Raw genomic sequence first — 17,949 nt, forward strand, 5'->3', positions numbered from 1 at the left:
CAACGAACCGCCCGCGTAACATCGCGCCGCGGAAAAGAGAGGGTAGCAGCAATGAAAAAGATCATGAAGGCATTGATGGCTGGTGCCATCGGAACCACCGTGGCGCTTTCGGCGGCCCAGGCAATGGCCGCCGACAAGTTGACGCTGCAGCTGAAATGGGTCGCTCAGGGCCAGTTCGGCGGTTATTTCGTCGCCAAGGACAAGGGCTTCTACGAAGAAGAAGGCCTCGACGTCACGATCAAGCCTGGTGGGCCGGATATCGCACCGGAACAAGTGATTGCCGGCGGTGGCGCGGATGTCATCGTCGACTGGATGGGCGGCGCACTGGTCGCCCGTGAAAAGGGCGTTCCGCTGGTCAACATCGCCCAGCCTTTCCAGAAGTCCGGCCTCGAATTGATCTGCCCCAAGGATGGCCCGGTAAAGACCGAAGCCGACTTCAAGGGCAAGACACTCGGCGTCTGGTTCTTCGGCAATGAATATCCGTTCTTCGCCTGGATGAACAAGCTGGGCCTGAAGACCGAAGGCGGCGGCGATGGCGTGACCGTGCTGAAACAGAGCTTTGACGTGCAGCCGCTCGTGCAGAAACAGGCGAACTGTATCTCCGTCATGACTTATAACGAATACTGGCAGGCGATCGATGCCGGCTTCAAGGCGGAAGACCTTGTCGTCTTCAATTATACGGCGCTCGGCAACGACCTTCTGGAAGACGGGCTTTATGTCCTCGATACCAAGCTGAAGGACGAAAAGTTCAAGGAGAACATGGTCAAGTTCGTCCGCGCCTCGATGAAGGGCTGGAAATACGCCATCGACAATCCGGATGAAGCCGCCGAGATCGTCATGGACAATGGCGGCCAGGACGAGAACCACCAGAAACGGATGATGGGCGAAGTCGCCAAACTGATCGGCGACGGCAAGCTCGACATGGCGACCTATGAGCGCACCGTCAAAGCGCTGACCGACCAGAAGATCATCAGCAAGGCACCGGAAGGCGCCTACACGGCGGACATTACCAGCGCGGCGCTGAAATAGAGCGATTGCGGCAGACGTGGAAACCGGCTTTGCGTCCGGAATTGCCCCAAAGTGATGTTGAAATGTTGCTGAAATAATCCAGCAACAAATGTCTCTGATACTTCTTCCTGCCCGGCTTCAAAGTCGGGCATTTTTTTGCCATCAGGACGTGTCAACCCGTCTTTGCCTGCATGGATTGATCGCCTGAAGACGAACACGTAAAGGTAGCTGCCAGGGCGGCCTCGAACTTTTTTGCGGTCAAAACGGAAGAAAGTGTCGGATGCAGCTTTGGTCTCGCGTCATACAGGGAGGAAGTATGGCGAAGGGATGCCGATGGTCGGCGCATGCCCGTTCCTTCAAACAGTGGATTTGCCGCATGCCGCATAGCTTGTCGAAATCGATCCCCGTCATCGTTCTGCTGCTCGCCTCAGTTGCATCAGCGCCGCTTGCAGCACAGGAAACCGGCCAGCCTGCCGCCGCGGAAGCCAAGCTGCCATCGATCATCGTGACCGAGGCGGTAACACGGTCGCTAACCGATCGCATCATCGCGACGGGCACGATCCGACCGATCGATGAAATCTACGTTCAGCCGCTTGTCGAGGGACTGTCCGTCAAGACGATCAATGTTGATGTCGCCGACGAGGTTGAGGCCAACGCGGTTCTGGCCACCCTGAACGACGATGCGTTGCTGCTCCAGAAAAGCCAGTATCAGGCAAACAAGGCCAAGGCCGAAGCATCGGTCGCGCAATACCAGGCTCAGGTGATCGAGGCCGAAGCAAACCTCGATGACGCAGTCAAACAACGCGACCGCACGAAGAAGCTCAACGAGAGCGGCACGAGCACGGTCTCTCAGCTTGAACAGGCGAACGCCCAGGTCGACGTCGCACGCGCCCGGCTGAATGCCGCCCGCCAGGCGGTGACGGTGGGAGAATCCGATGTCCACGTCATTGACGCCCAGCTTGCCGATGTCGAACTGCAGCTCGCCCGCACCGGCGTAAAGGCGCCCGTTGCCGGTGTCGTCTCGGCAAAGAACGCCAAGATCGGCGCCATCGCCTCCGGCAATGGCGATCCGCTTTTCACCATCATCAAGGACGGCGCGATCGAGCTGGTTGCCGATATCTCCGAATCCGACATCCAAAAGGTTAAGCTCGGCCAGAAGGCGCTGGTGACCGTCGCCGGCGGCCAGCGAGAGATCGAGGGCCGTGTGCGGCTGGTCTCCCCGACGGTCGACCAGACAACCAGGCTCGGCCTCGTCCATATCGAGATCGACTCCGATAGCGGCGCGCGCGCCGGCATGTATGGCCGCGCGGCAATCGTTGTGGATCAGGCAGATACGCTCGCCCTTCCGCTGTCCGCCGTAACGACAGGCCGCGAAGGTTCCTTTGCCCGAAAGGTGGAGGACGGCGTCGTCAAGCAAGTGAAGATCGACATCGGCTTCCAGGACGGCGGCTTCATTCAGGTCTTGAACGGCCTGCAGCCCGGCGATGTCGTCGTCGCCAAGGCCGGCGCCTTCGTCCGAGACGGAGATCATATCGCACCGGTTCCGGAAAAAGCGGCAGCGACCAAGGGCACGGAGGCTTCGCAATGAACTTCTCAGCCTGGTCTATCCGCAACCCGATCGCTCCCCTGCTCGCCTTCGGCCTGCTGCTCTATGTCGGCCTGCAATCCTTCTTCGCCCTGCCGATCACCCGTTTCCCGAATATCGACGTTCCTGTCGTCTCCATCACCGTAACCCAGAGCGGGGCCTCGCCGGCAGAGCTTGAGATGCAGGTGACGAAAGAGATCGAGGACGCCGTCGCCTCGATCAGCGGCATTGATGAGATCCAGTCGACCGTGACCGACGGCCAGTCGCTGACGACCGTCGTCTTCCGCATCGAAAAGCCCACAGAAGAGGCGGTTCAGGACACCAAGGACCAGATCGACAAGATCCGCAGCGACCTGCCTGCCGGCATCGAGGAGCCGATCGTCTCCAAGGTTGATGTCGAAGGACAGGCGATCCAGACCTTTGCCGTCTCCTCACCCAACATGACGCTGGAGGAGCTGTCCTGGTTCGTCGACGATACGATCACCCGCGACCTTCAGGGAAAACCCGGTATCGGTCGTATCGACCGCTACGGCGGCGCGGACCGGGAAGTGCGCGTCGCCCTCAACCCGGCAAAGCTCGACGCCTACGGCATCACCGCGGCAGACGTGAATACGCAAATCAAGGGCACCAATGTCGATCTCGGCTCGGGCCGCGGCCAGGTCGCCGGCAACGAGCAGACGATCCGCACGCTCGGCGACGCTCGTAATGTCCAGCAACTCGCCGACACCAACATCGCACTCTCGAATGGCCGCTTCGTAAAACTCTCCGAACTCGGGCGGGTGACCGACACCTATGAGGAGCAGAAATCCTTCTCGCGCTTCAACGGCACGCCGTCAGTCACCTTCGCCGTCTTCCGCGCCAAGGGTGCAAGCGAAGTGTCGGTGGCCGAAACCGTTGCCGAAGGTCTGGACGGCATCCGCAATGCGCATCCAGATGTCACGATCGAGATGGTCGATGACTCGGTCTATTTCACCTACGGCAATTACGAAGCAGCCCTGCATACGCTGATGGAAGGTTCGATCCTCGCCGTCATCGTCGTTTTCCTTTTCCTTCGTAACTGGCGCGCGACGCTGATCGCCGCCGTCGCCCTCCCGCTGTCCGCCATCCCGACCTTCTGGATCATGCACATGATGGGGTTCTCGCTGAACCTCGTCTCCTTCCTCGCCCTGACATTAGCAACTGGTATCCTCGTCGATGATGCGATCGTCGAGATCGAGAATATTGCTCGCCATATCAAGATGGGTAAGACGCCCTATCGGGCGGCGCTCGAGGCGGCCGACGAAATCGGTCTCGCCGTCATTGCCACCAGCTTCACCATCATCGCGGTCTTCGTGCCGGTTTCCTTCATGCCTGGCATTCCGGGCCAGTATTTCATCCAGTTCGGCCTGACCGTCGCTTTCTCGGTATTCTTCTCGCTCGCGGTGGCGCGCCTGATCACACCGCTGATGGCCGCCTATCTGATGCGCGCCGAAGACGGAAGAGAAGACGACCACCACGACAACGACGGAAGGCTGATGAAGGCCTATACCCGCGTCGTCACCGCCACGACCCGCAAATGGTACTGGCGTTACGCAACCATGGTCGCAGCTGTTGCATTTCTGGGTGGTTCGCTGTTCCTACTGAGCAAGGTGCCGGGCAGCTTTCTGCCGCCGGATGACAGTTCCCGCGTGGTCCTGTCTCTCGAACTGCCGCCGAACGCAACGCTGGAAGAAACGGATGCCGTCTCGACCAGCGTCTATGATGCGGTGAAGGATATAGATGGCGTCGAAAGCGTCTTCACGCTGGGCGGCGCCTCGCCCAAGGGCGATCTAGAACTGCGCCGTGCGACAGTCCGTATCATCCTGCAGAATATTGACCATTCGCTGGTAAAAACCCTGGTCAACAAAGGCCTGGGCTCTATCCCGCTGATCGGCGACCTGTTGCCGAAACTGCCCGAACACGGCCGAACGCGCCCGCAATGGGATGTTGAAAAGGATATCTTCGCGGCCGTACGTACGATCCCCGATGTGCGCATCTCCAAGGTCAACGATCGGGCCGAACGCGAGCTTTCGTTCAACTTCCTCTCGTCGAACGAGGACGACCTGAACAATGCCGTGAGCCTGTTGGAATCCAGGCTGCGAGCCTCGCCGATCCTGGTCAACGTCTCGTCGGAAGGCGCCCTGCCCCGACCCGAGCTGCAGATCCGCCCGCGCATGGCCGAAGCCTCACGCCTCGGCATCACCCCACAGCAGATTTCCGAAACCGTACGCGTCGCGACGATCGGCGATATCGACGCCAACCTCGCCAAGATCTCGCTCGACAGCCGCCAGATCCCGATCCGCGTGCAGACATCGCTCGACACGCGCCGCGACCTGCAGTCGATCCGCAATCTCAAGGTCAAGACATCGTCCGGCACGATGGTGCCGCTCTACAGCGTTGCCGATATCGACTATTCGGAAGGTCCAAGCTCGATCAAGCGCAATGACCGCAACCGCGTCGTGGCGATCGGCTCCGACGTTCCCTTCGGCACGGCGCTCGACACATCGACCGCCGAATTCAAGCGGATCGTCGACGAGACCGAGCTACCGCCGACGGTGCGCCTGGCGGAAAGCGGGGACGCCAAGGTCCAGGCCGAAATGACGCAAAGCTTCGGCAATGCGATGCTGATGGGCCTGATGCTTGTTCTCGTCGTACTGATCCTGTTGTTCAAGGATGTCATCCAGCCCTTCACCATCCTGTTTTCCCTGCCGCTCGCCATCGGCGGCGTGGCCGTGGCGCTGATCGCAACACAGAATGCGCTCTCCATGCCCGTCCTTATCGGCATCCTGATGCTGATGGGCATCGTGACGAAGAACGCCATCCTGCTCGTCGATTTTGCCATCGAGATGAAGCGGCACGGGCTGGAGCGGGTTCACGCCATGGTCGAGGCCGGACGCAAGCGCGCAAGGCCGATCATCATGACCTCGATCGCCATGTCGGCCGGCATGCTGCCATCCGCCATGGGCGTCGGCGAAGGCGGCTCCTTCCGTGCACCCATGGCGATCGCCGTCATCGGCGGCATCATCGTCTCGACGGTGCTCTCGCTTCTCGTCGTTCCCTCCTTCTTCCTCATCATGGACGATCTGTCGCGCCTGCTCGGCAGGCTCTTCGGCCGCTTCGTCGGAAAGAAGGAAGAAGAGGATTTGATGTCGTCGGAAGAGGTTGCCCACCATACCCGACAAAATCGTCGCAGCCTTTCGGAGTTGGAAGAACGGCTAAATCGCCTGGAAAACGATGAAAAAACAACATCTTCCGGCTCCCACTCAGGAGCACAGGCAGGCCAGCGCGTGCTTCGGTTGCCACCTATGGCAGCCGAATGACCCCTGATGGAGGCAATCTCCCCGGTCCGATTGTCAGACAACGCTCCGAATTGCGTGATTGATTGATCAGTATCAAATCCCTCTCTGCCTCACACGCTATCTTGCTCCTCAAGGATTTGGCGGTGTTCGCAAAAAAGGGAAGAGATAGCGAGATGAACAGCAGTCTGAAACTCAGCAATCGAGACCGGGCAGTGCTCATGAAGGCACCGTTTCTGGCGGGGCTGGGCAACAGTGCCCTTGTCCGGCTGATGTCCATGATGACGATCAGCACGCTTCCGGCCCGCAAATTCGTGATGCGCGAAGGCGAAACAGCAGACGCCTTTTACTGCGTTCTCAACGGTTACGTCAGGCTTTTCCGACTGAGCCGTGAAGGTCGCGAAGCCGACATCATGGTCTGCGCCCCTGGCGATACATTTGCAGAGCACCTTCTGTTCAGCGACAACGTTTATCTTTGCAACGCCCAGACGGCGGAGCCGGCAACGCTCGCCCGCTTCGACATGCAGGCCGTGCGTGACCTTGCCCAGCAGGATCCAGAAATCGCCAAGGCACTGATTTCCGCCATATCCCGGCATCTCGTCGGTACGATGGATTGCATCGCCAACGACCGCCTTTTCACCGCACCGCAGCGGGTCGCCAACTACATCCTCAGCCGCTGCCCGGTTGACGGAGGCTCCGCCTCGATCCGCCTGCCATTCCAGAAGAGCCTGCTTGCCGGCATGCTCGGCCTTGCGCCGGAAGCGCTCTCCCGCGCCTTCTCCAGCTTGCGCCGCGTCGGCGTGACAGTCAGGGGGCGCATCATCCAGGTCGGAGACGTTCAGGCGCTCAAAAACATCTGAAGCAATTCCATCTAAAGTGGGAACCAGTTTTGATGGAATTGCGCAAAACATAAAACATTGAGCAGTTTCGCGTTTCTAGGAAAGGCGGAATTGCTGCAGGCTCGAAGGCGCGCGAGACGACGCAGCCTTCGCAGCGGCCTGTTGCCACAGGGGTGTCCGGCGACAGGCGAGGCCGGCGGGTCATTAGACCGCCGGCCTTTTTTCTTTTCCGGTTGTAGGCCGGCGTTAAAGCCCGCCCTGAACCTTCAGGAATTCTACGATATGGCCGACCCCCTCGCCGCGCTTCAGGTCGGTGAAGACATGAGGCTTCATTTCCCGCATGCGGCTGGCATCCCGGTCCATCACGTCCATGTCGACGCCGACATAAGGCGCCAGATCCTTCTTGTTGATCACCAGCAGATCAGAGCGGGTAATGCCAGGCCCGCCTTTGCGCGGTATTTCCTCACCCTGGCAAGTGGAGATGACATAGATCGTGATGTCCGCCAGATCCGGAGAGAAGGTGGCTGCGAGATTGTCTCCACCTGACTCGATGAACACGACATCCAAATCCGGAAAACGTTCGTTGAGACCCGCAATAGCCTGGAGATTGATCGTCGCATCTTCGCGGATCGCCGTATGCGGACAACCACCTGTCTCGACGCCCACGATACGATCCGACGAAAGCGCCTGCATACGCACCAGCGCATCGGCATCCTCTTTGGTGTAAATATCGTTGGTAACGACCGCGACGGAGAATTCGTCCCGCATCGCCTTGCAGAGTTTTTCCGTCAGATGCGTCTTGCCGGATCCGACCGGTCCGCCGATGCCGACACGAAGGGGACCGTTTGCCGATTTCATGAAATGTCCTTTCAGTATCATGGTTTGACAATAATCCGCAGGGCGCTCCGCGCAATCGGAAACTGCGCTATCACGCGGCCGCCGCGCTACGCCTCCCACATCACGCATTCTCTGCATCGGAAAGATAAATTGTCATCCGGATTTTGCGAATTAAGTATATCTTTGGATATCTCTAGAAAATACGTCCTTAGAATTGTGGTGGCCGGATAAGACCGTCATATTACGTATTGTAGTTGCAATTTAATATCGCATGCTGAGACTTGCCTGAACTGAAAACGGGGAAATCAGAATGGATTATCAAACGACTGCGTCCACATCTGAAGTATTGGGAAAACAACACGACTGCCACAAGGCAGCGGAAGCTGCTCTTTCCAGCATGTTGAAAATGCTGGAATCCTATGGGTTTGACAGAACCGAGGTTGTCCTGTCGCTGGCAGACGCGATCGACGACCAGATCCTTCTCATCGCACAGGATGCCTGAGCGAAACCGCCTCCAATGACGATGCAATTCCGGCGTTTCAGGATCGAAACAGCCGGGAATGCTGCGTTTCGTGACGAAGAGACGCTATTTCGGCCTGAACGGCCGCGCCACCCAAATCATCGAGACCGCTTGAAGCCGCTCTTAAAGAAAGAGCTTCTATTCTGGTTTCAAGCCTCGCAGTGATCGCAACACCTTCCGCCTGACCGGCAACGCTCAGACGTATCCCGGCCGATACGGACTGCGATACGGCTGCGTGAAGGAATGCGGCAACCGCTTGCACACAGGCAACGTCATGCCCCGCAGCGACGGCTCCGACTGCGACAGGATATGGCACATTGGCCGGAAGCCGTTCGAAGACCGGGTGCGGCCATGCCGAAGCTGCGGCGATGAAAGCCTTGCCTAGTGACAGCGTCTCGTTGAAGCGCTCGGCCGAACCCGCCAGCGCGAGTCCGAGAGCCGCAGCCTCTGAAAGAGCGCCCTGATTATCGGCCTGGCGCCAGGCTTCGCAGAACAGCACGGCATCGTTCCACAGCGAACCATGCTCAAGCACGGTCGACAGCCAGTCCTCAAGACCCTGGGCATTTCTGACCAGCCCATCTTCGACAGCACGCTCCAGCCCGCCGGACCAGGCGAAGCCGCCGATCGGAAAGGCCGGCGAAAGCCAGGCCATCAGCCGCAGCAAGGCCTTCGTGTCCATCGCTCCGCTAATCGTCCCCTCTGTCGCCGGATCGCCCGGCCGCTGATGCTCTGTCACGATATGCGATCAGTCGTGATGATGGTCGTGATCATGGGAATGGTCATGGCCGTGGGAGTGCCCGTGATCATGCGAATGGCCGCCATGGGAACCATGCGAGTGATAGGCGCCGCGAGCCGGCTGGAACGGTTCCTCGACATCGCCGACGCTTGCGCCCAGCCCCTGCAGCATGGAGCGGATCACGTGATCGCGCAGGATCAGGATACGGCCTTCCTCGATCTGGGCTGAAAGATGCCGGTTGCCGAGATGCCAGGCGAGTTCGATCAGATGCAATGTATCGCGCGCTTTGACTTCGAACAGTTTTTCCGGCGCCGCCTGCACTTCAACCGTATCACCATTGTCGAGAACCAGCCGGTCGCCATGATGAAAGAGCACGGCCTCCTTCAGATCGAGCATCACCATGTCGCCATTCGAAAGATGCAGCAGCTTGCGGCGCAAGTGACGCAGATCATGCGGCAGGCTGACGGTGTCGATCGGCGGGTCGGAAATCTCGCCGGCAGGGCGATAGGAATGGATGTGCTGCATGATGATAACCCGTTGAACTGCAAAATCTTTGCCATCATTGCCAAAGGCGGGGCGGCGCACAAGGGGGAGTTATCGACGGATATGAAAAAGCCCGGCTCGAGAGCCGGGCTGGAAGAAATGCAGATCGCAAAACGCCTTATTCGGCAGCGATCTTCAGGGCCTTGAGGTTCTCAAGGATGTTCTGCGGCGAGGACGCACCATAGGGATCGCTCTCGCAATTGTCGGAATAGCCTTCTTCTTCGAACCACTGTTCGACGACGCCGTCGTTAACGATCGCGCCATAACGCCAGGAGCGCATGCCAAAGCCGAGATTGTCCTTGGCTACCAGCATTCCCATCTTGCGGGTGAATTCGCCCGAACCGTCCGGAATGACCGTGACGTTTTCAAGGTTCTGGCTCTTGGCCCATGCATTCATCACGAAGGCATCATTGACCGACATGCAGTAAATGGCATCGATGCCTTCAGCCTGGAAATCGGAAAACAGCTTTTCGAAATCGGGAAGCTGGTAGGTCGAGCAAGTCGGCGTAAATGCGCCCGGCAGCGAGAAGAGCACGACGCGCTTACCGGCAAAGTAATCGTCCGAGGTGACATCCTGCCAGCGGAAAGGGTTGGGACCGCCAACGGCCTCATCGCGAACGCGGGTGCGGAAAGTGACCTGCGGAACTTTTTTGCCCAGCATGATTGGCTCCTTGAAAAAATGAACTTCGCCCCGTCCAGGAGCAGATAAGAACGTCTCTAAAGTGAATCTCATCGCAGTGCAGCATTCTTCTTGAAAAAATGTCGCAGTGCAGAGCACCTATTCACAGAAAGCAGGGCTGCCGCGCCAGCAACTGACTTCCCGCTCGCAAGAGAGCCGATTTTCCGGTCACACCTTGCCCTTCGACGCTGGCCGGTTCGTGTGTGTCGCCCGTTAATTGAAGAGATCCAAAGACATTCCAAGCGTCTGCGGCAACGGGTTCCACCATCCGGTCCGGATGCCTGCGGAACGAAGTGCCCGAGCTGTCCATGTATTGCAGCCGAGGAACGCGTTGAACCGACCATGGGCCTCGAAGAACTGGTCGTAAGCCCCGTAGCCGGCACCGGGGATCACCACGACCTCTCCCCCGTCCCTCACGAAACTCGCCTGGATGAAGTCCGAAAGGTTCCGGAACTCAACAGGCTGCAGATCGAAGAAGCGTATGGCTGAATGTGTCTCGTCGATGCTTCCCGCCACGTCCACATGCATGACCGACTGGTCTATGGTCAGCGCCCGGAACACCGGCATCGGCTTCAGCTCACCCCAAGTCGGCGTTTCCAGATAAAATGCGCGCCCTCCCCAGCCGATCACCAGCCACTCGGCGGCCGGATCGGCAACCGGAATGCCCGATGCGCCGAGAAACGCATAGTCGGCGCGGGTCTCTTCATCGAGCGGAATGGCGATATCCGTGTGGATGGGATTGGAGAGCACCAGAACGCGCCGGGTTTGCGCAACGGCATCGGACGTCTCCGGCGCAAACAGCGGCCGCGGAACGAATGTGCCGGCGGCAACGAGAGATACGACAACGGCGACGACGATCAGCAATATGCGCAAGGCGGATTTCATTCGGAACGGCTCACAGTGTCTTGCGGAAATAGACGACCCGCTCCGTCTCGGCAAAACCCCAGCTCTCATGCGCATGGTGAGATGCAATATTGCCGATCTCGGCATCAGAGCAGAGTTCGACAAATCCTTCCGCCGCACAATCCGCCGAAATCCGATCGATCAGCAGGCGGCCGATCCCGTGTTGCCGATGAGCCGGCGCAATCCAGATCCCTTCAAGGAAAGGCACCGGCGATTGCGTGCTGCCATTGGCGTAACGGCGGATGGAAACCTCGGCAAAGCCTATCCCCCGTCCCTGCCCGTCGATTGCGAGGTAACCGCGCAAGACGCCGTTCGGCAGAGCAGCCGCAATCTCCTCGGCATGCTGTTCCGCCGATCCATTTGGCCACAACGCATGTCGAAGGCTTGCCCATTCGGCAAGATCTGCATCATCGCATCGCCGAATGGAAAAGCTCATGCCATCGCCCGTCAGAACAGGAAGTAACGCTGCGCCATCGGCAGGACCGTTGCAGGCTTGCAGGTCAGCAGCTCGCCGTCGGCGCGAACCTCATAGGTTTCCGGATCGACCTCCACATGCGGCGTTGCCGAATTGTGGATCATAGAGGCCTTGCCGATCCCCCCGCGCACATTCTTCACGGCGACCAGTTTTTTGGCAACGCCGAGACGCTGGGAAAGCCCGCCATCGAGCGAAGCCTGGGAAACGAAGGTGACGGAGGAATTGGTCCTGAGCTTGCCATAGGCCGCAAACATCGGCCGGTAATGCATCGGCTGCGGCGTCGGGATCGACGCATTCGGATCACCCATCGGTGCCGCCGCAATCGAGCCGCCGAGCAGCACCATTTCCGGCTTCACGCCGAAGAAGGCGGGGCTCCACAGCACGAGGTCGGCGCGCTTGCCCACTTCGACCGAACCGATCTCGTGGGAAACCCCATGCGCGATCGCCGGGTTGATCGTGTATTTGGCGATATAGCGTTTGACCCGGAAATTATCGTTGTCGCCGGTCTCGTCCTTGAGCGCACCGCGCTGGCGCTTCATCTTGTCGGCTGTCTGCCAGGTGCGGATCGCCACTTCCCCGACGCGGCCCATCGCCTGGCTGTCGGACGAGATGATCGAGAATGCGCCGATATCGTGCAGAATGTCTTCCGCCGCGATCGTCTCCTTGCGGATACGGCTTTCGGCAAAAGCGATGTCTTCCGGGATCGACGGCGACAGGTGATGGCAAACCATCAGCATGTCGAGATGTTCGGCGAGCGTATTGACCGTGTAGGGCCGCGTCGGGTTGGTCGACGACGGGATGACATTCGGATTGCCGCAAACCTTGATGATGTCGGGTGCATGCCCGCCGCCCGCCCCTTCCGTGTGGAAGGCATGGATGGTGCGGCCCTTGATGGCAGCGACCGTGTCTTCCACGAAGCCGCTTTCGTTCAGCGTGTCGGTATGGATCATCACCTGCACGTCGAACGCGTCGGCAACGGTGAGGCAGTTGTCGATCGCAGCCGGTGTCGTGCCCCAATCCTCATGCAATTTCAGCGACGACGCGCCCGCAAGGATCATTTCTTCGAGCGGTGCCGGCAGCGAGGCATTACCCTTGCCGGCAAGCGCCAGGTTCATCGGAAAAGCGTCAAAGCTTTCGATCATCCGTTCGATATGCCACGCGCCGGTACAGGTGGTCGCAAGCGTGCCATGCGCCGGGCCGGAACCACCGCCGAGCATGGTCGTGACACCCGACATCAGCGCCTCCTCTATCTGCTGCGGGCAGATGAAGTGGATATGCGCATCCATGCCACCGGCCGTCAAAATCTTGCCTTCGCCTGCAATCGCCTCCGTGGAAGGTCCGACGATAATGGTAACGCCCGGCTGCGTATCCGGATTGCCGGCCTTGCCGATCGCATGGATGCGACCGTTCTTCAGACCCACGTCAGCCTTGTATATGCCCGAGTGGTCGACGATCAGCGCATTGGTGATGACGGTATCGACCGCGCCTTCGGCGCGTGTCGCCTGGCTCTGCCCCATGCCGTCACGAATGACCTTGCCGCCACCGAATTTCACCTCTTCGCCATAGGTGGTGAAATCGCGCTCCACCTCGATGAACAGTTCCGTATCGGCAAGCCGCACCTTGTCGCCCGTGGTCGGACCGAACATCGAGGCATAAGCGGCGCGGGACATCTTGTAGGACATGAATTACCTCAATCCTTCGGGCAATATGAGTTCGGACAATTTCACCTGGATGGCGACGAGCCATTCCAAAAACTACAGCATGTTATCGACAAGCGCCTTCAGCTCGGCCGTGCGCTTGCGCGTCAGATCAGCCTCGCAACTGGAGACAAGCATCGGCTCCATCGAACCGCCGCGCGCCTGAAAACCAACGGAAGCACATTGGGCATCGCGATAGGCGAGCCAGGCGCGCTGCGCCTTGACCATGGCCTCTTCGCCGCCCTTCAGCTCCGTGGAAACCCCGGCATCCCGCTCCTTCAGCGCCTTGCGTGTCACCTGATATTGCGCGTTCAACGCCTTGTCCGCATCGGCCAGATCGCGGCCGGCGCAGATCGTCATATCCGCCTGCGTCTGCGGCTCCTTGCAATCCGGTTGCGGCTGTTGCGCGGATGTCGGTGCATCGAGAAGAAGCACACATCCACACAGCAACGGCAAGAGGGCGAGTTTCAGCATCGCTCAGGCCGCAGCCCCGTCATAATGATGCGAAGTCAAAGCCCGTGGATCGACGCCTTCCAGGCAGTTGACGTTGATCGCCACCATGGGGGAACCATCCTTCGGCGAATCCCCATAGGCAAAACTCTCGATGCCGCAGGTCTTGCAGAACAGATGCTGCAGCTTCTTCGTATTGAACCTGTATTCGGTAAGGTTCCCCTCGCCCGACGTCAGCGAAAATGCACCACGCGGCGCGAAGGCGAGAACAATGCCCAGCCGCTGGCAGCGCGAGCAGTTGCAGGTGACCGTCTGGTCGAGATCGGCATCGACCTCATAGGAAACCGCGCCGCACTGGCAGCTGCCGAGATAATGTTTCGTCGCCACGTCAGAGTCCTCCCATGATCTTCTGCTGGAAACCGAAGACACGGCGCGCACCCGAAAGCGGGATCAGCGTCACGGATCGGGTCTGGCCCGGCTCGAAACGAACGGCAGTTCCCGCCGGTATATCGAGCCGCATGCCGCGCGCCTTGTCGCGATCGAAGGATAGACCATTATTGGTCTCGAAGAAATGATAATGGCTGCCCACCTGCACCGGTCGGTCACCGGTATTGGAAACCTCGATAGAGATCGTCGGCGCGCCGGCATTGAGCTCGATTTCGCCTTTTGCGGCAATGACTTCACCAGGAATCATGAATCAGCTCCTCGGGCTGTTAAAGCGGTTTGGGGGCTGCAGCCCTCCGCCTTCAGGACACGCACCGTCGATGCAGGGTTACGGACCAGAGCGGCGGCCGGGCGGATCGGACGCCGCACCAGTTCGCCCGAGCAATTCGGGCAAATCCCGCCAAGCACATCCGTCGCGCAATCCGCACAGAATGTGCATTCAAACGTACAGATCATCGCCTCGCGGCTGTCGGGAGCGAGATCCTTGTCGCAGCATTCGCAATTGGGGCGCAGTTCGAGTGCCATGGCCTGCTCCTCAGCGGATCGGTTCGTGCACGGTCACCAGCTTGGTGCCGTCCGGAAAAGTCGCTTCGACCTGCACGTCGTGGATCATTTCCGGAATGCCTTCCATAACCTGATCGCGGGAGATGACATGTGCACCCGCTTCCATCAGATCGGCAACCGAACGGCCGTCACGAGCACCCTCGACGACATAGTCGGTAATCAGCGCGATCGCTTCGGGATAGTTGAGCTTGACGCCGCGCTCCAGGCGGCGGCGGGCAACCATTGCCGCCATGGAAATCAGCAGCTTGTCTTTTTCGCGTGGGGTAAGATTCATGGAAATCCCGCAATCGAACTCGGATATGGCAAATCAGATATGCCAGACTTTCGGCACTGGCGCGCCGTTACGCAATACGGAAATTGCCGGTACCAGGATTTTTCTGAGCTCGAATCCGGTGGGTGCGGCGATGCGTGCGATCAGCTTGCCATTCCAGTAACTGGCGCCACCGGCATTGCGGATGCACTCCCTCAGTTTGGGCAGCATGGATTCGCTCAAGGGACCTGTGTGGAAAAGCGTGGCGAAGGCGACCTGGCCGGAAAGAACCGCTGCGGCCTGCGCCATCTGCGCAATCTCGCCTTCGAAGCGCATCTCTTCGGCGTGGATCAACTGCCCATTGCGGCGCACCCGCCAGCGATCGCGGAAAAACCCGTTGACGACCGCCTCGCCCATCGCCCGGCGCCCGAGAAGCACGGCCTCGACGGCCAGAAATTCGGCACTTTCCGCCAGATCGACATCCAGGCGACGGTTGAGCGAGGACTGGTCGAACAGAATGGTTTCCTGCGGCAGCCAATGCACGGAAGCATTGTCGTCAACAGTGATATGGGTGGAAACCGAGGCGGTGCCGGATGACGCCTTGTAGATCTTCTCGTTCGCCTGGGTGGTGACCGAAAGCCTGGTGGAAGCCGCAGCGGCGACGGACCAATCGATCACGTCGCCGCCCGTCAGTCCCCCTGACGTATTGATGAGGATCGCCTCCATTTCAGGCGAAAATGTTTCCGGAAGGCGAATTTTTGCGCAGCCTTCCTGAAAGAACTCGTCGAGCCGCGTGCGCCCACCAAGCGCCTTTGTTACAAGGCGTCCTGAACCCCTTGCCCGCTGCGGCGCATAGTGTTCGACTGAGGAATGCTGCACGATGTACCTTCGAGTTCTGCCTGCGTTGCGCAGTCAGAAGCAATGGCCGTGCCAGACTTCGCAGCCGCAGACGGCTTTACGGGTGCGACCGTCGCAACGACGTCCGTCGCGTCGGCCTTGCCGAAGAAGTCCCACATCCGGAAAGCCGGATCAACATTGGCGTCGAAGGCAGGCTTTGCCGGCACGACGGCCGAAACCTTGGTCACGCTTGCGGCGCCATCCTTGGCAGCAGCCATGACGGCTTCCTTCGCAGCAACCGGCTTCGGCCAGTCATGCGTACCCTTTTCGAAGACATAGGTGGCGATACGCGCGCCGTTCTTGCACGTGCCGTACACCGTGTAGGTCACGCCATCGACGGTCTTCGGGTCACCATTGCCCTTGCAGCCGTCGAGATCGTTCCAGCGCTGGATCGCGGTGTTGAAACCATATTGCCAATAGGCAGAGCCACCGCCGGCATAAGGGTTCTGCGCATCCTTCTCGCCGGCAAAGGCGACGATGGAGATCGGCTTGGCCGGATTGCAGTTCGCCTTGTCCGGCCCCCACTTGCCGTCGACTTCGACCGGACGGCCGGCACGCAACGAGTTGACGAAGCCGGCACCGGCAAAATCGTCCTGGCCCGAGCAGACATAGGCCGACAGCATGCGCCCGCCGCCGGAATAACCGGACGCAAAGATGCGGTTGGGATCTACGCAGAAATCGTCCTTAACTTCATCGACGGCATCGTCGATGAAGGCGATCTCGTCGAGACCGCCCTGAGCGCCGGTCGGGATGATGGCCTTGCTGACAGCAACGAAAGGAACGTTCCAGGCAAAGGTGCCCGGCGCCTTGCCCGGCAGGCTGCCCTGCAGCGCCACGGCAATAAACCCGTTCTTCTCGGCAACCTTGTCCCACGACGAACGGTTCAGCTGACCATCCGGATTGCTGTTGCTGCCGTGAAAATCGAACACGACGGCGACCTTGTCACGGCCAGTATAAGAAGATGGAACATAATAGACGGCTTGACGGGCAACACCGTCGCTCTCGATCGTCATCTGGTGGCGACCCGGCGCCATGGCCTGGCCGCAACCGGCGAAGGCAGAGCCGGCGGCCAAGAAAAACGCTCCGGTCGCAGCGAAGCGAACAACAGCGGAGCGGGAACGGTTACCAGGAATGCATGCAAAGACCATCAGCGCCTCATCATGGGGTGCGGGTTGTCAACGATGTTCGGAGATGTCGTTCATCTGCCGTTCATCTAACACACCTGTTGAAGCATTGATATGCCTTGGATCAAAGTAAGCAATGCAAACATTCACCATTAAACTGTTAGATGCCGCCTCGCTTCTGCGGTATCCAAGGTTTCAGCAGGCCCCTCATGCACGATCTCGCCACGATCCATGATATAGACCTGATCCGCAAGCTCGCGACAGAAGTCGAGATACTGCTCGACCAGCAAAATCGCCATGCCGGTTGAATCCCGCAGGTAACGGATCGCCCGGCCGATATCCTTGATGATCGACGGCTGGATGCCCTCGGTCGGCTCGTCAAGAACCAGGATTTTCGGACGTGTGACCATGGCCCGGCCGATCGCCAGCTGCTGCTGCTGGCCGCCTGAAAGGTCGCCGCCGCGGCGTCCGAGCATGGTTTTCAGCACAGGGAACAACGAGAATATCTCGTCGGGAATGAACCTGTCCTTGCGGGCAAGCGGCGCATACCCGCTCTGCAGGTTTTCCTGAACGGTCAGAAGCGGAAAGATCTCCCGCCCCTGCGGCACATAACCGATGCCGTGCTTGGCGCGAGAGTAAGGCGCGAGCCCGTTCAGCACTTCGCCTTGAAAACTGATCGTTCCGCCCGAGACCGGATGCTGGCCGGTGACGGCGCGAAGCAGCGACGACTTGCCGACACCGTTGCGGCCCAGCACGCAGGTGATCTTGCCCATCTCGGCATTGATCGAGACCCCGCGCAGGGCTTGGGCCGCGCCGTAGTGGAGATTGACGTTGTTGACTGTCAGCATGAGGTGCCTCCCTGTTTGTTCAGGAGGGTGGCGTTGCCCCCCTCTGCCCTGCCGGGCATCTCCTCCACAAGGGGGGAGATCAGGGAAAGGCAACCGATCGCCTCCCCCTTAAGGTTGAGTGGAGGCTGGGCAGCACCGTTCGATGAAACCGAAGCCGAAAACGATGCTGGCTTGATGCGGAAAGAGCGCTCCCAGCGGATCTCCCTCCTTGTGGAGGAGATGGCTGGCAGGCCAGA

Annotated in this window: 21 protein-coding genes; 6 read left to right on the top strand and 15 right to left on the bottom strand. The window is 59.6% G+C overall.

Annotation, left to right across the window (positions count from 1 at the left end; translation table 11 throughout):
* The first annotated feature begins 51 nt into the window (after positions 1 to 51).
* The 4 genes from HNQ72_RS05190 (at position 52) to HNQ72_RS05205 (ending at position 6,767) form a co-directional block, all read left to right on the top strand.
* Positions 52 to 1,029 (top strand): ABC transporter substrate-binding protein, encoded by a 978-nt coding sequence (locus HNQ72_RS05190; protein WP_183990148.1) that lies wholly within the window; start codon positions 52 to 54, stop codon positions 1,027 to 1,029.
* Positions 1,030 to 1,384: 355 nt separating this feature from the next.
* The gene (locus tag HNQ72_RS05195) at positions 1,385 to 2,596 is read left to right on the top strand and encodes an efflux RND transporter periplasmic adaptor subunit (RefSeq protein WP_183990150.1); all 1,212 of its coding nucleotides are present in this window, start codon (positions 1,385 to 1,387) and stop codon (positions 2,594 to 2,596) included.
* Positions 2,593 to 5,931 (top strand): efflux RND transporter permease subunit, encoded by a 3,339-nt coding sequence (locus HNQ72_RS05200; RefSeq protein WP_183990152.1) that lies wholly within the window; start codon positions 2,593 to 2,595, stop codon positions 5,929 to 5,931. Before HNQ72_RS05195 ends, HNQ72_RS05200 begins: the two co-directional genes overlap by 4 nt.
* 152 nt (positions 5,932 to 6,083) lie before the next feature.
* Positions 6,084 to 6,767, top strand: coding sequence for a Crp/Fnr family transcriptional regulator (locus HNQ72_RS05205; RefSeq protein ID WP_183990154.1), 684 nt, complete (start codon positions 6,084 to 6,086; stop codon positions 6,765 to 6,767).
* A 225-nt stretch (positions 6,768 to 6,992) separates the two neighbouring features.
* On the opposite strand, the gene ureG is transcribed toward HNQ72_RS05205, so the two are convergent.
* Complete coding sequence (gene ureG, locus HNQ72_RS05210) at positions 6,993 to 7,604, bottom strand: urease accessory protein UreG (RefSeq protein WP_148145792.1); 612 nt, start codon at positions 7,602 to 7,604, stop codon at positions 6,993 to 6,995.
* Between the two features lie 289 nt (positions 7,605 to 7,893).
* On the opposite strand from ureG, the gene HNQ72_RS05215 reads away from it, so the two are divergent.
* Positions 7,894 to 8,085 carry a hypothetical protein gene (locus tag HNQ72_RS05215; RefSeq protein WP_183990156.1) on the top strand — a complete coding sequence of 64 codons (192 nt, stop codon included), beginning with the start codon at positions 7,894 to 7,896 and terminating at the stop codon, positions 8,083 to 8,085.
* 37 nt (positions 8,086 to 8,122) lie between these two features.
* Here HNQ72_RS05215 and HNQ72_RS05220 read toward each other — a convergent pair whose 3' ends face one another.
* Positions 8,123 to 8,794 carry an urease accessory protein UreF gene (locus HNQ72_RS05220; protein WP_373289408.1) on the bottom strand — a complete coding sequence of 224 codons (672 nt, stop codon included), beginning with the start codon at positions 8,792 to 8,794 and terminating at the stop codon, positions 8,123 to 8,125.
* 54 nt (positions 8,795 to 8,848) lie between these two features.
* Positions 8,849 to 9,364 carry an urease accessory protein UreE gene (gene ureE / locus HNQ72_RS05225; protein WP_183990158.1) on the bottom strand — a complete coding sequence of 172 codons (516 nt, stop codon included), beginning with the start codon at positions 9,362 to 9,364 and terminating at the stop codon, positions 8,849 to 8,851.
* Here ureE and HNQ72_RS05230 point away from each other — a divergent pair.
* Positions 9,350 to 9,529: a hypothetical protein gene (locus tag HNQ72_RS05230; protein WP_183990160.1), complete on the top strand. Its 180-nt coding sequence runs from the start codon at positions 9,350 to 9,352 to the stop codon at positions 9,527 to 9,529. The two genes, ureE and HNQ72_RS05230, sit on opposite strands and share 15 nt — an antisense overlap.
* On the opposite strand, the gene HNQ72_RS05235 is transcribed toward HNQ72_RS05230, so the two are convergent.
* The 12 genes from HNQ72_RS05235 to urtE form a co-directional block, all read right to left on the bottom strand.
* A complete protein-coding gene (locus HNQ72_RS05235; protein WP_183821207.1) occupies positions 9,501 to 10,043 on the bottom strand; it encodes a peroxiredoxin in 543 nt (180 codons plus the stop codon). The genes HNQ72_RS05230 and HNQ72_RS05235 overlap by 29 nt on opposite strands.
* A gap of 231 nt (positions 10,044 to 10,274) precedes the next feature.
* Positions 10,275 to 10,946 (bottom strand): TIGR02117 family protein, encoded by a 672-nt coding sequence (locus tag HNQ72_RS05240; protein WP_183990162.1) that lies wholly within the window; start codon positions 10,944 to 10,946, stop codon positions 10,275 to 10,277.
* Positions 10,947 to 10,956: 10 nt separating this feature from the next.
* The gene (locus tag HNQ72_RS05245; protein ID WP_183990164.1) at positions 10,957 to 11,400 is read right to left on the bottom strand and encodes a GNAT family N-acetyltransferase; all 444 of its coding nucleotides are present in this window, start codon (positions 11,398 to 11,400) and stop codon (positions 10,957 to 10,959) included.
* A gap of 11 nt (positions 11,401 to 11,411) precedes the next feature.
* The gene (ureC, locus tag HNQ72_RS05250; RefSeq protein WP_183990166.1) at positions 11,412 to 13,121 is read right to left on the bottom strand and encodes an urease subunit alpha; all 1,710 of its coding nucleotides are present in this window, start codon (positions 13,119 to 13,121) and stop codon (positions 11,412 to 11,414) included.
* A 72-nt stretch (positions 13,122 to 13,193) separates the two neighbouring features.
* Positions 13,194 to 13,610 carry a lysozyme inhibitor LprI family protein gene (locus HNQ72_RS05255; RefSeq protein ID WP_183990168.1) on the bottom strand — a complete coding sequence of 139 codons (417 nt, stop codon included), beginning with the start codon at positions 13,608 to 13,610 and terminating at the stop codon, positions 13,194 to 13,196.
* Between the two features lie 3 nt (positions 13,611 to 13,613).
* Entirely contained in the window at positions 13,614 to 13,973 is a 360-nt protein-coding gene (locus HNQ72_RS05260; protein ID WP_183990170.1) for a GFA family protein, read from the bottom strand.
* Between the two features lies 1 nt (position 13,974).
* Entirely contained in the window at positions 13,975 to 14,280 is a 306-nt protein-coding gene (locus tag HNQ72_RS05265; protein ID WP_183990177.1) for an urease subunit beta, read from the bottom strand.
* Positions 14,277 to 14,555, bottom strand: a complete 279-nt coding sequence (locus tag HNQ72_RS05270) for a DUF1272 domain-containing protein (RefSeq protein WP_183990179.1) — start codon at positions 14,553 to 14,555, stop codon at positions 14,277 to 14,279. The genes HNQ72_RS05265 and HNQ72_RS05270 overlap by 4 nt, the downstream gene beginning before the upstream one ends.
* Before the next feature lie 10 nt (positions 14,556 to 14,565).
* Complete coding sequence (locus tag HNQ72_RS05275) at positions 14,566 to 14,868, bottom strand: urease subunit gamma (RefSeq protein ID WP_112454072.1); 303 nt, start codon at positions 14,866 to 14,868, stop codon at positions 14,566 to 14,568.
* A 33-nt stretch (positions 14,869 to 14,901) separates the two neighbouring features.
* Positions 14,902 to 15,723 carry an urease accessory protein UreD gene (locus tag HNQ72_RS05280; RefSeq protein ID WP_183990181.1) on the bottom strand — a complete coding sequence of 274 codons (822 nt, stop codon included), beginning with the start codon at positions 15,721 to 15,723 and terminating at the stop codon, positions 14,902 to 14,904.
* Entirely contained in the window at positions 15,660 to 16,814 is a 1,155-nt protein-coding gene (locus tag HNQ72_RS05285) for a CE1 family esterase (protein WP_183990183.1), read from the bottom strand. Before HNQ72_RS05285 ends, HNQ72_RS05280 begins: the two co-directional genes overlap by 64 nt.
* Positions 16,815 to 17,017: 203 nt before the next feature.
* Positions 17,018 to 17,713 carry an urea ABC transporter ATP-binding subunit UrtE gene (gene urtE, locus HNQ72_RS05290; RefSeq protein WP_183990185.1) on the bottom strand — a complete coding sequence of 232 codons (696 nt, stop codon included), beginning with the start codon at positions 17,711 to 17,713 and terminating at the stop codon, positions 17,018 to 17,020.
* Between the last annotated feature and the right edge of the window lie 236 nt (positions 17,714 to 17,949).

This window comes from Aliirhizobium wenxiniae, from assembly GCF_014201355.1.
GTDB lineage: Bacteria > Pseudomonadota > Alphaproteobacteria > Rhizobiales > Rhizobiaceae > Neorhizobium > Neorhizobium wenxiniae.

Excerpts from the sequence above, each read along its gene's own strand:
- ureE (WP_183990158.1), bottom strand. The coding sequence starts at position 9,364 with ATGCAGCACATCCATTCCTATCGCCCTGCCGGCGAGATTTCCGACCCG.
- HNQ72_RS05270 (WP_183990179.1), bottom strand. The coding sequence starts at position 14,555 with ATGGCACTCGAACTGCGCCCCAATTGCGAATGCTGCGACAAGGATCTC.
- HNQ72_RS05205 (WP_183990154.1), top strand. The coding sequence starts at position 6,084 with ATGAACAGCAGTCTGAAACTCAGCAATCGAGACCGGGCAGTGCTCATG.
- urtE (WP_183990185.1), bottom strand. The coding sequence starts at position 17,713 with ATGCTGACAGTCAACAACGTCAATCTCCACTACGGCGCGGCCCAAGCC.
- HNQ72_RS05265 (WP_183990177.1), bottom strand. The coding sequence starts at position 14,280 with ATGATTCCTGGTGAAGTCATTGCCGCAAAAGGCGAAATCGAGCTCAAT.
- HNQ72_RS05215 (WP_183990156.1), top strand. The coding sequence starts at position 7,894 with ATGGATTATCAAACGACTGCGTCCACATCTGAAGTATTGGGAAAACAA.
- HNQ72_RS05255 (WP_183990168.1), bottom strand. The coding sequence starts at position 13,610 with ATGCTGAAACTCGCCCTCTTGCCGTTGCTGTGTGGATGTGTGCTTCTT.
- ureG (WP_148145792.1), bottom strand. The coding sequence starts at position 7,604 with ATGAAATCGGCAAACGGTCCCCTTCGTGTCGGCATCGGCGGACCGGTC.
- HNQ72_RS05190 (WP_183990148.1), top strand. The coding sequence starts at position 52 with ATGAAAAAGATCATGAAGGCATTGATGGCTGGTGCCATCGGAACCACC.
- HNQ72_RS05275 (WP_112454072.1), bottom strand. The coding sequence starts at position 14,868 with ATGAATCTTACCCCACGCGAAAAAGACAAGCTGCTGATTTCCATGGCG.
- HNQ72_RS05235 (WP_183821207.1), bottom strand. The coding sequence starts at position 10,043 with ATGCTGGGCAAAAAAGTTCCGCAGGTCACTTTCCGCACCCGCGTTCGC.
- HNQ72_RS05230 (WP_183990160.1), top strand. The coding sequence starts at position 9,350 with ATGGATGTGCTGCATGATGATAACCCGTTGAACTGCAAAATCTTTGCC.
- HNQ72_RS05240 (WP_183990162.1), bottom strand. The coding sequence starts at position 10,946 with ATGAAATCCGCCTTGCGCATATTGCTGATCGTCGTCGCCGTTGTCGTA.
- HNQ72_RS05195 (WP_183990150.1), top strand. The coding sequence starts at position 1,385 with ATGCCGCATAGCTTGTCGAAATCGATCCCCGTCATCGTTCTGCTGCTC.
- ureC (WP_183990166.1), bottom strand. The coding sequence starts at position 13,121 with ATGTCCTACAAGATGTCCCGCGCCGCTTATGCCTCGATGTTCGGTCCG.
- HNQ72_RS05245 (WP_183990164.1), bottom strand. The coding sequence starts at position 11,400 with ATGAGCTTTTCCATTCGGCGATGCGATGATGCAGATCTTGCCGAATGG.
- HNQ72_RS05200 (WP_183990152.1), top strand. The coding sequence starts at position 2,593 with ATGAACTTCTCAGCCTGGTCTATCCGCAACCCGATCGCTCCCCTGCTC.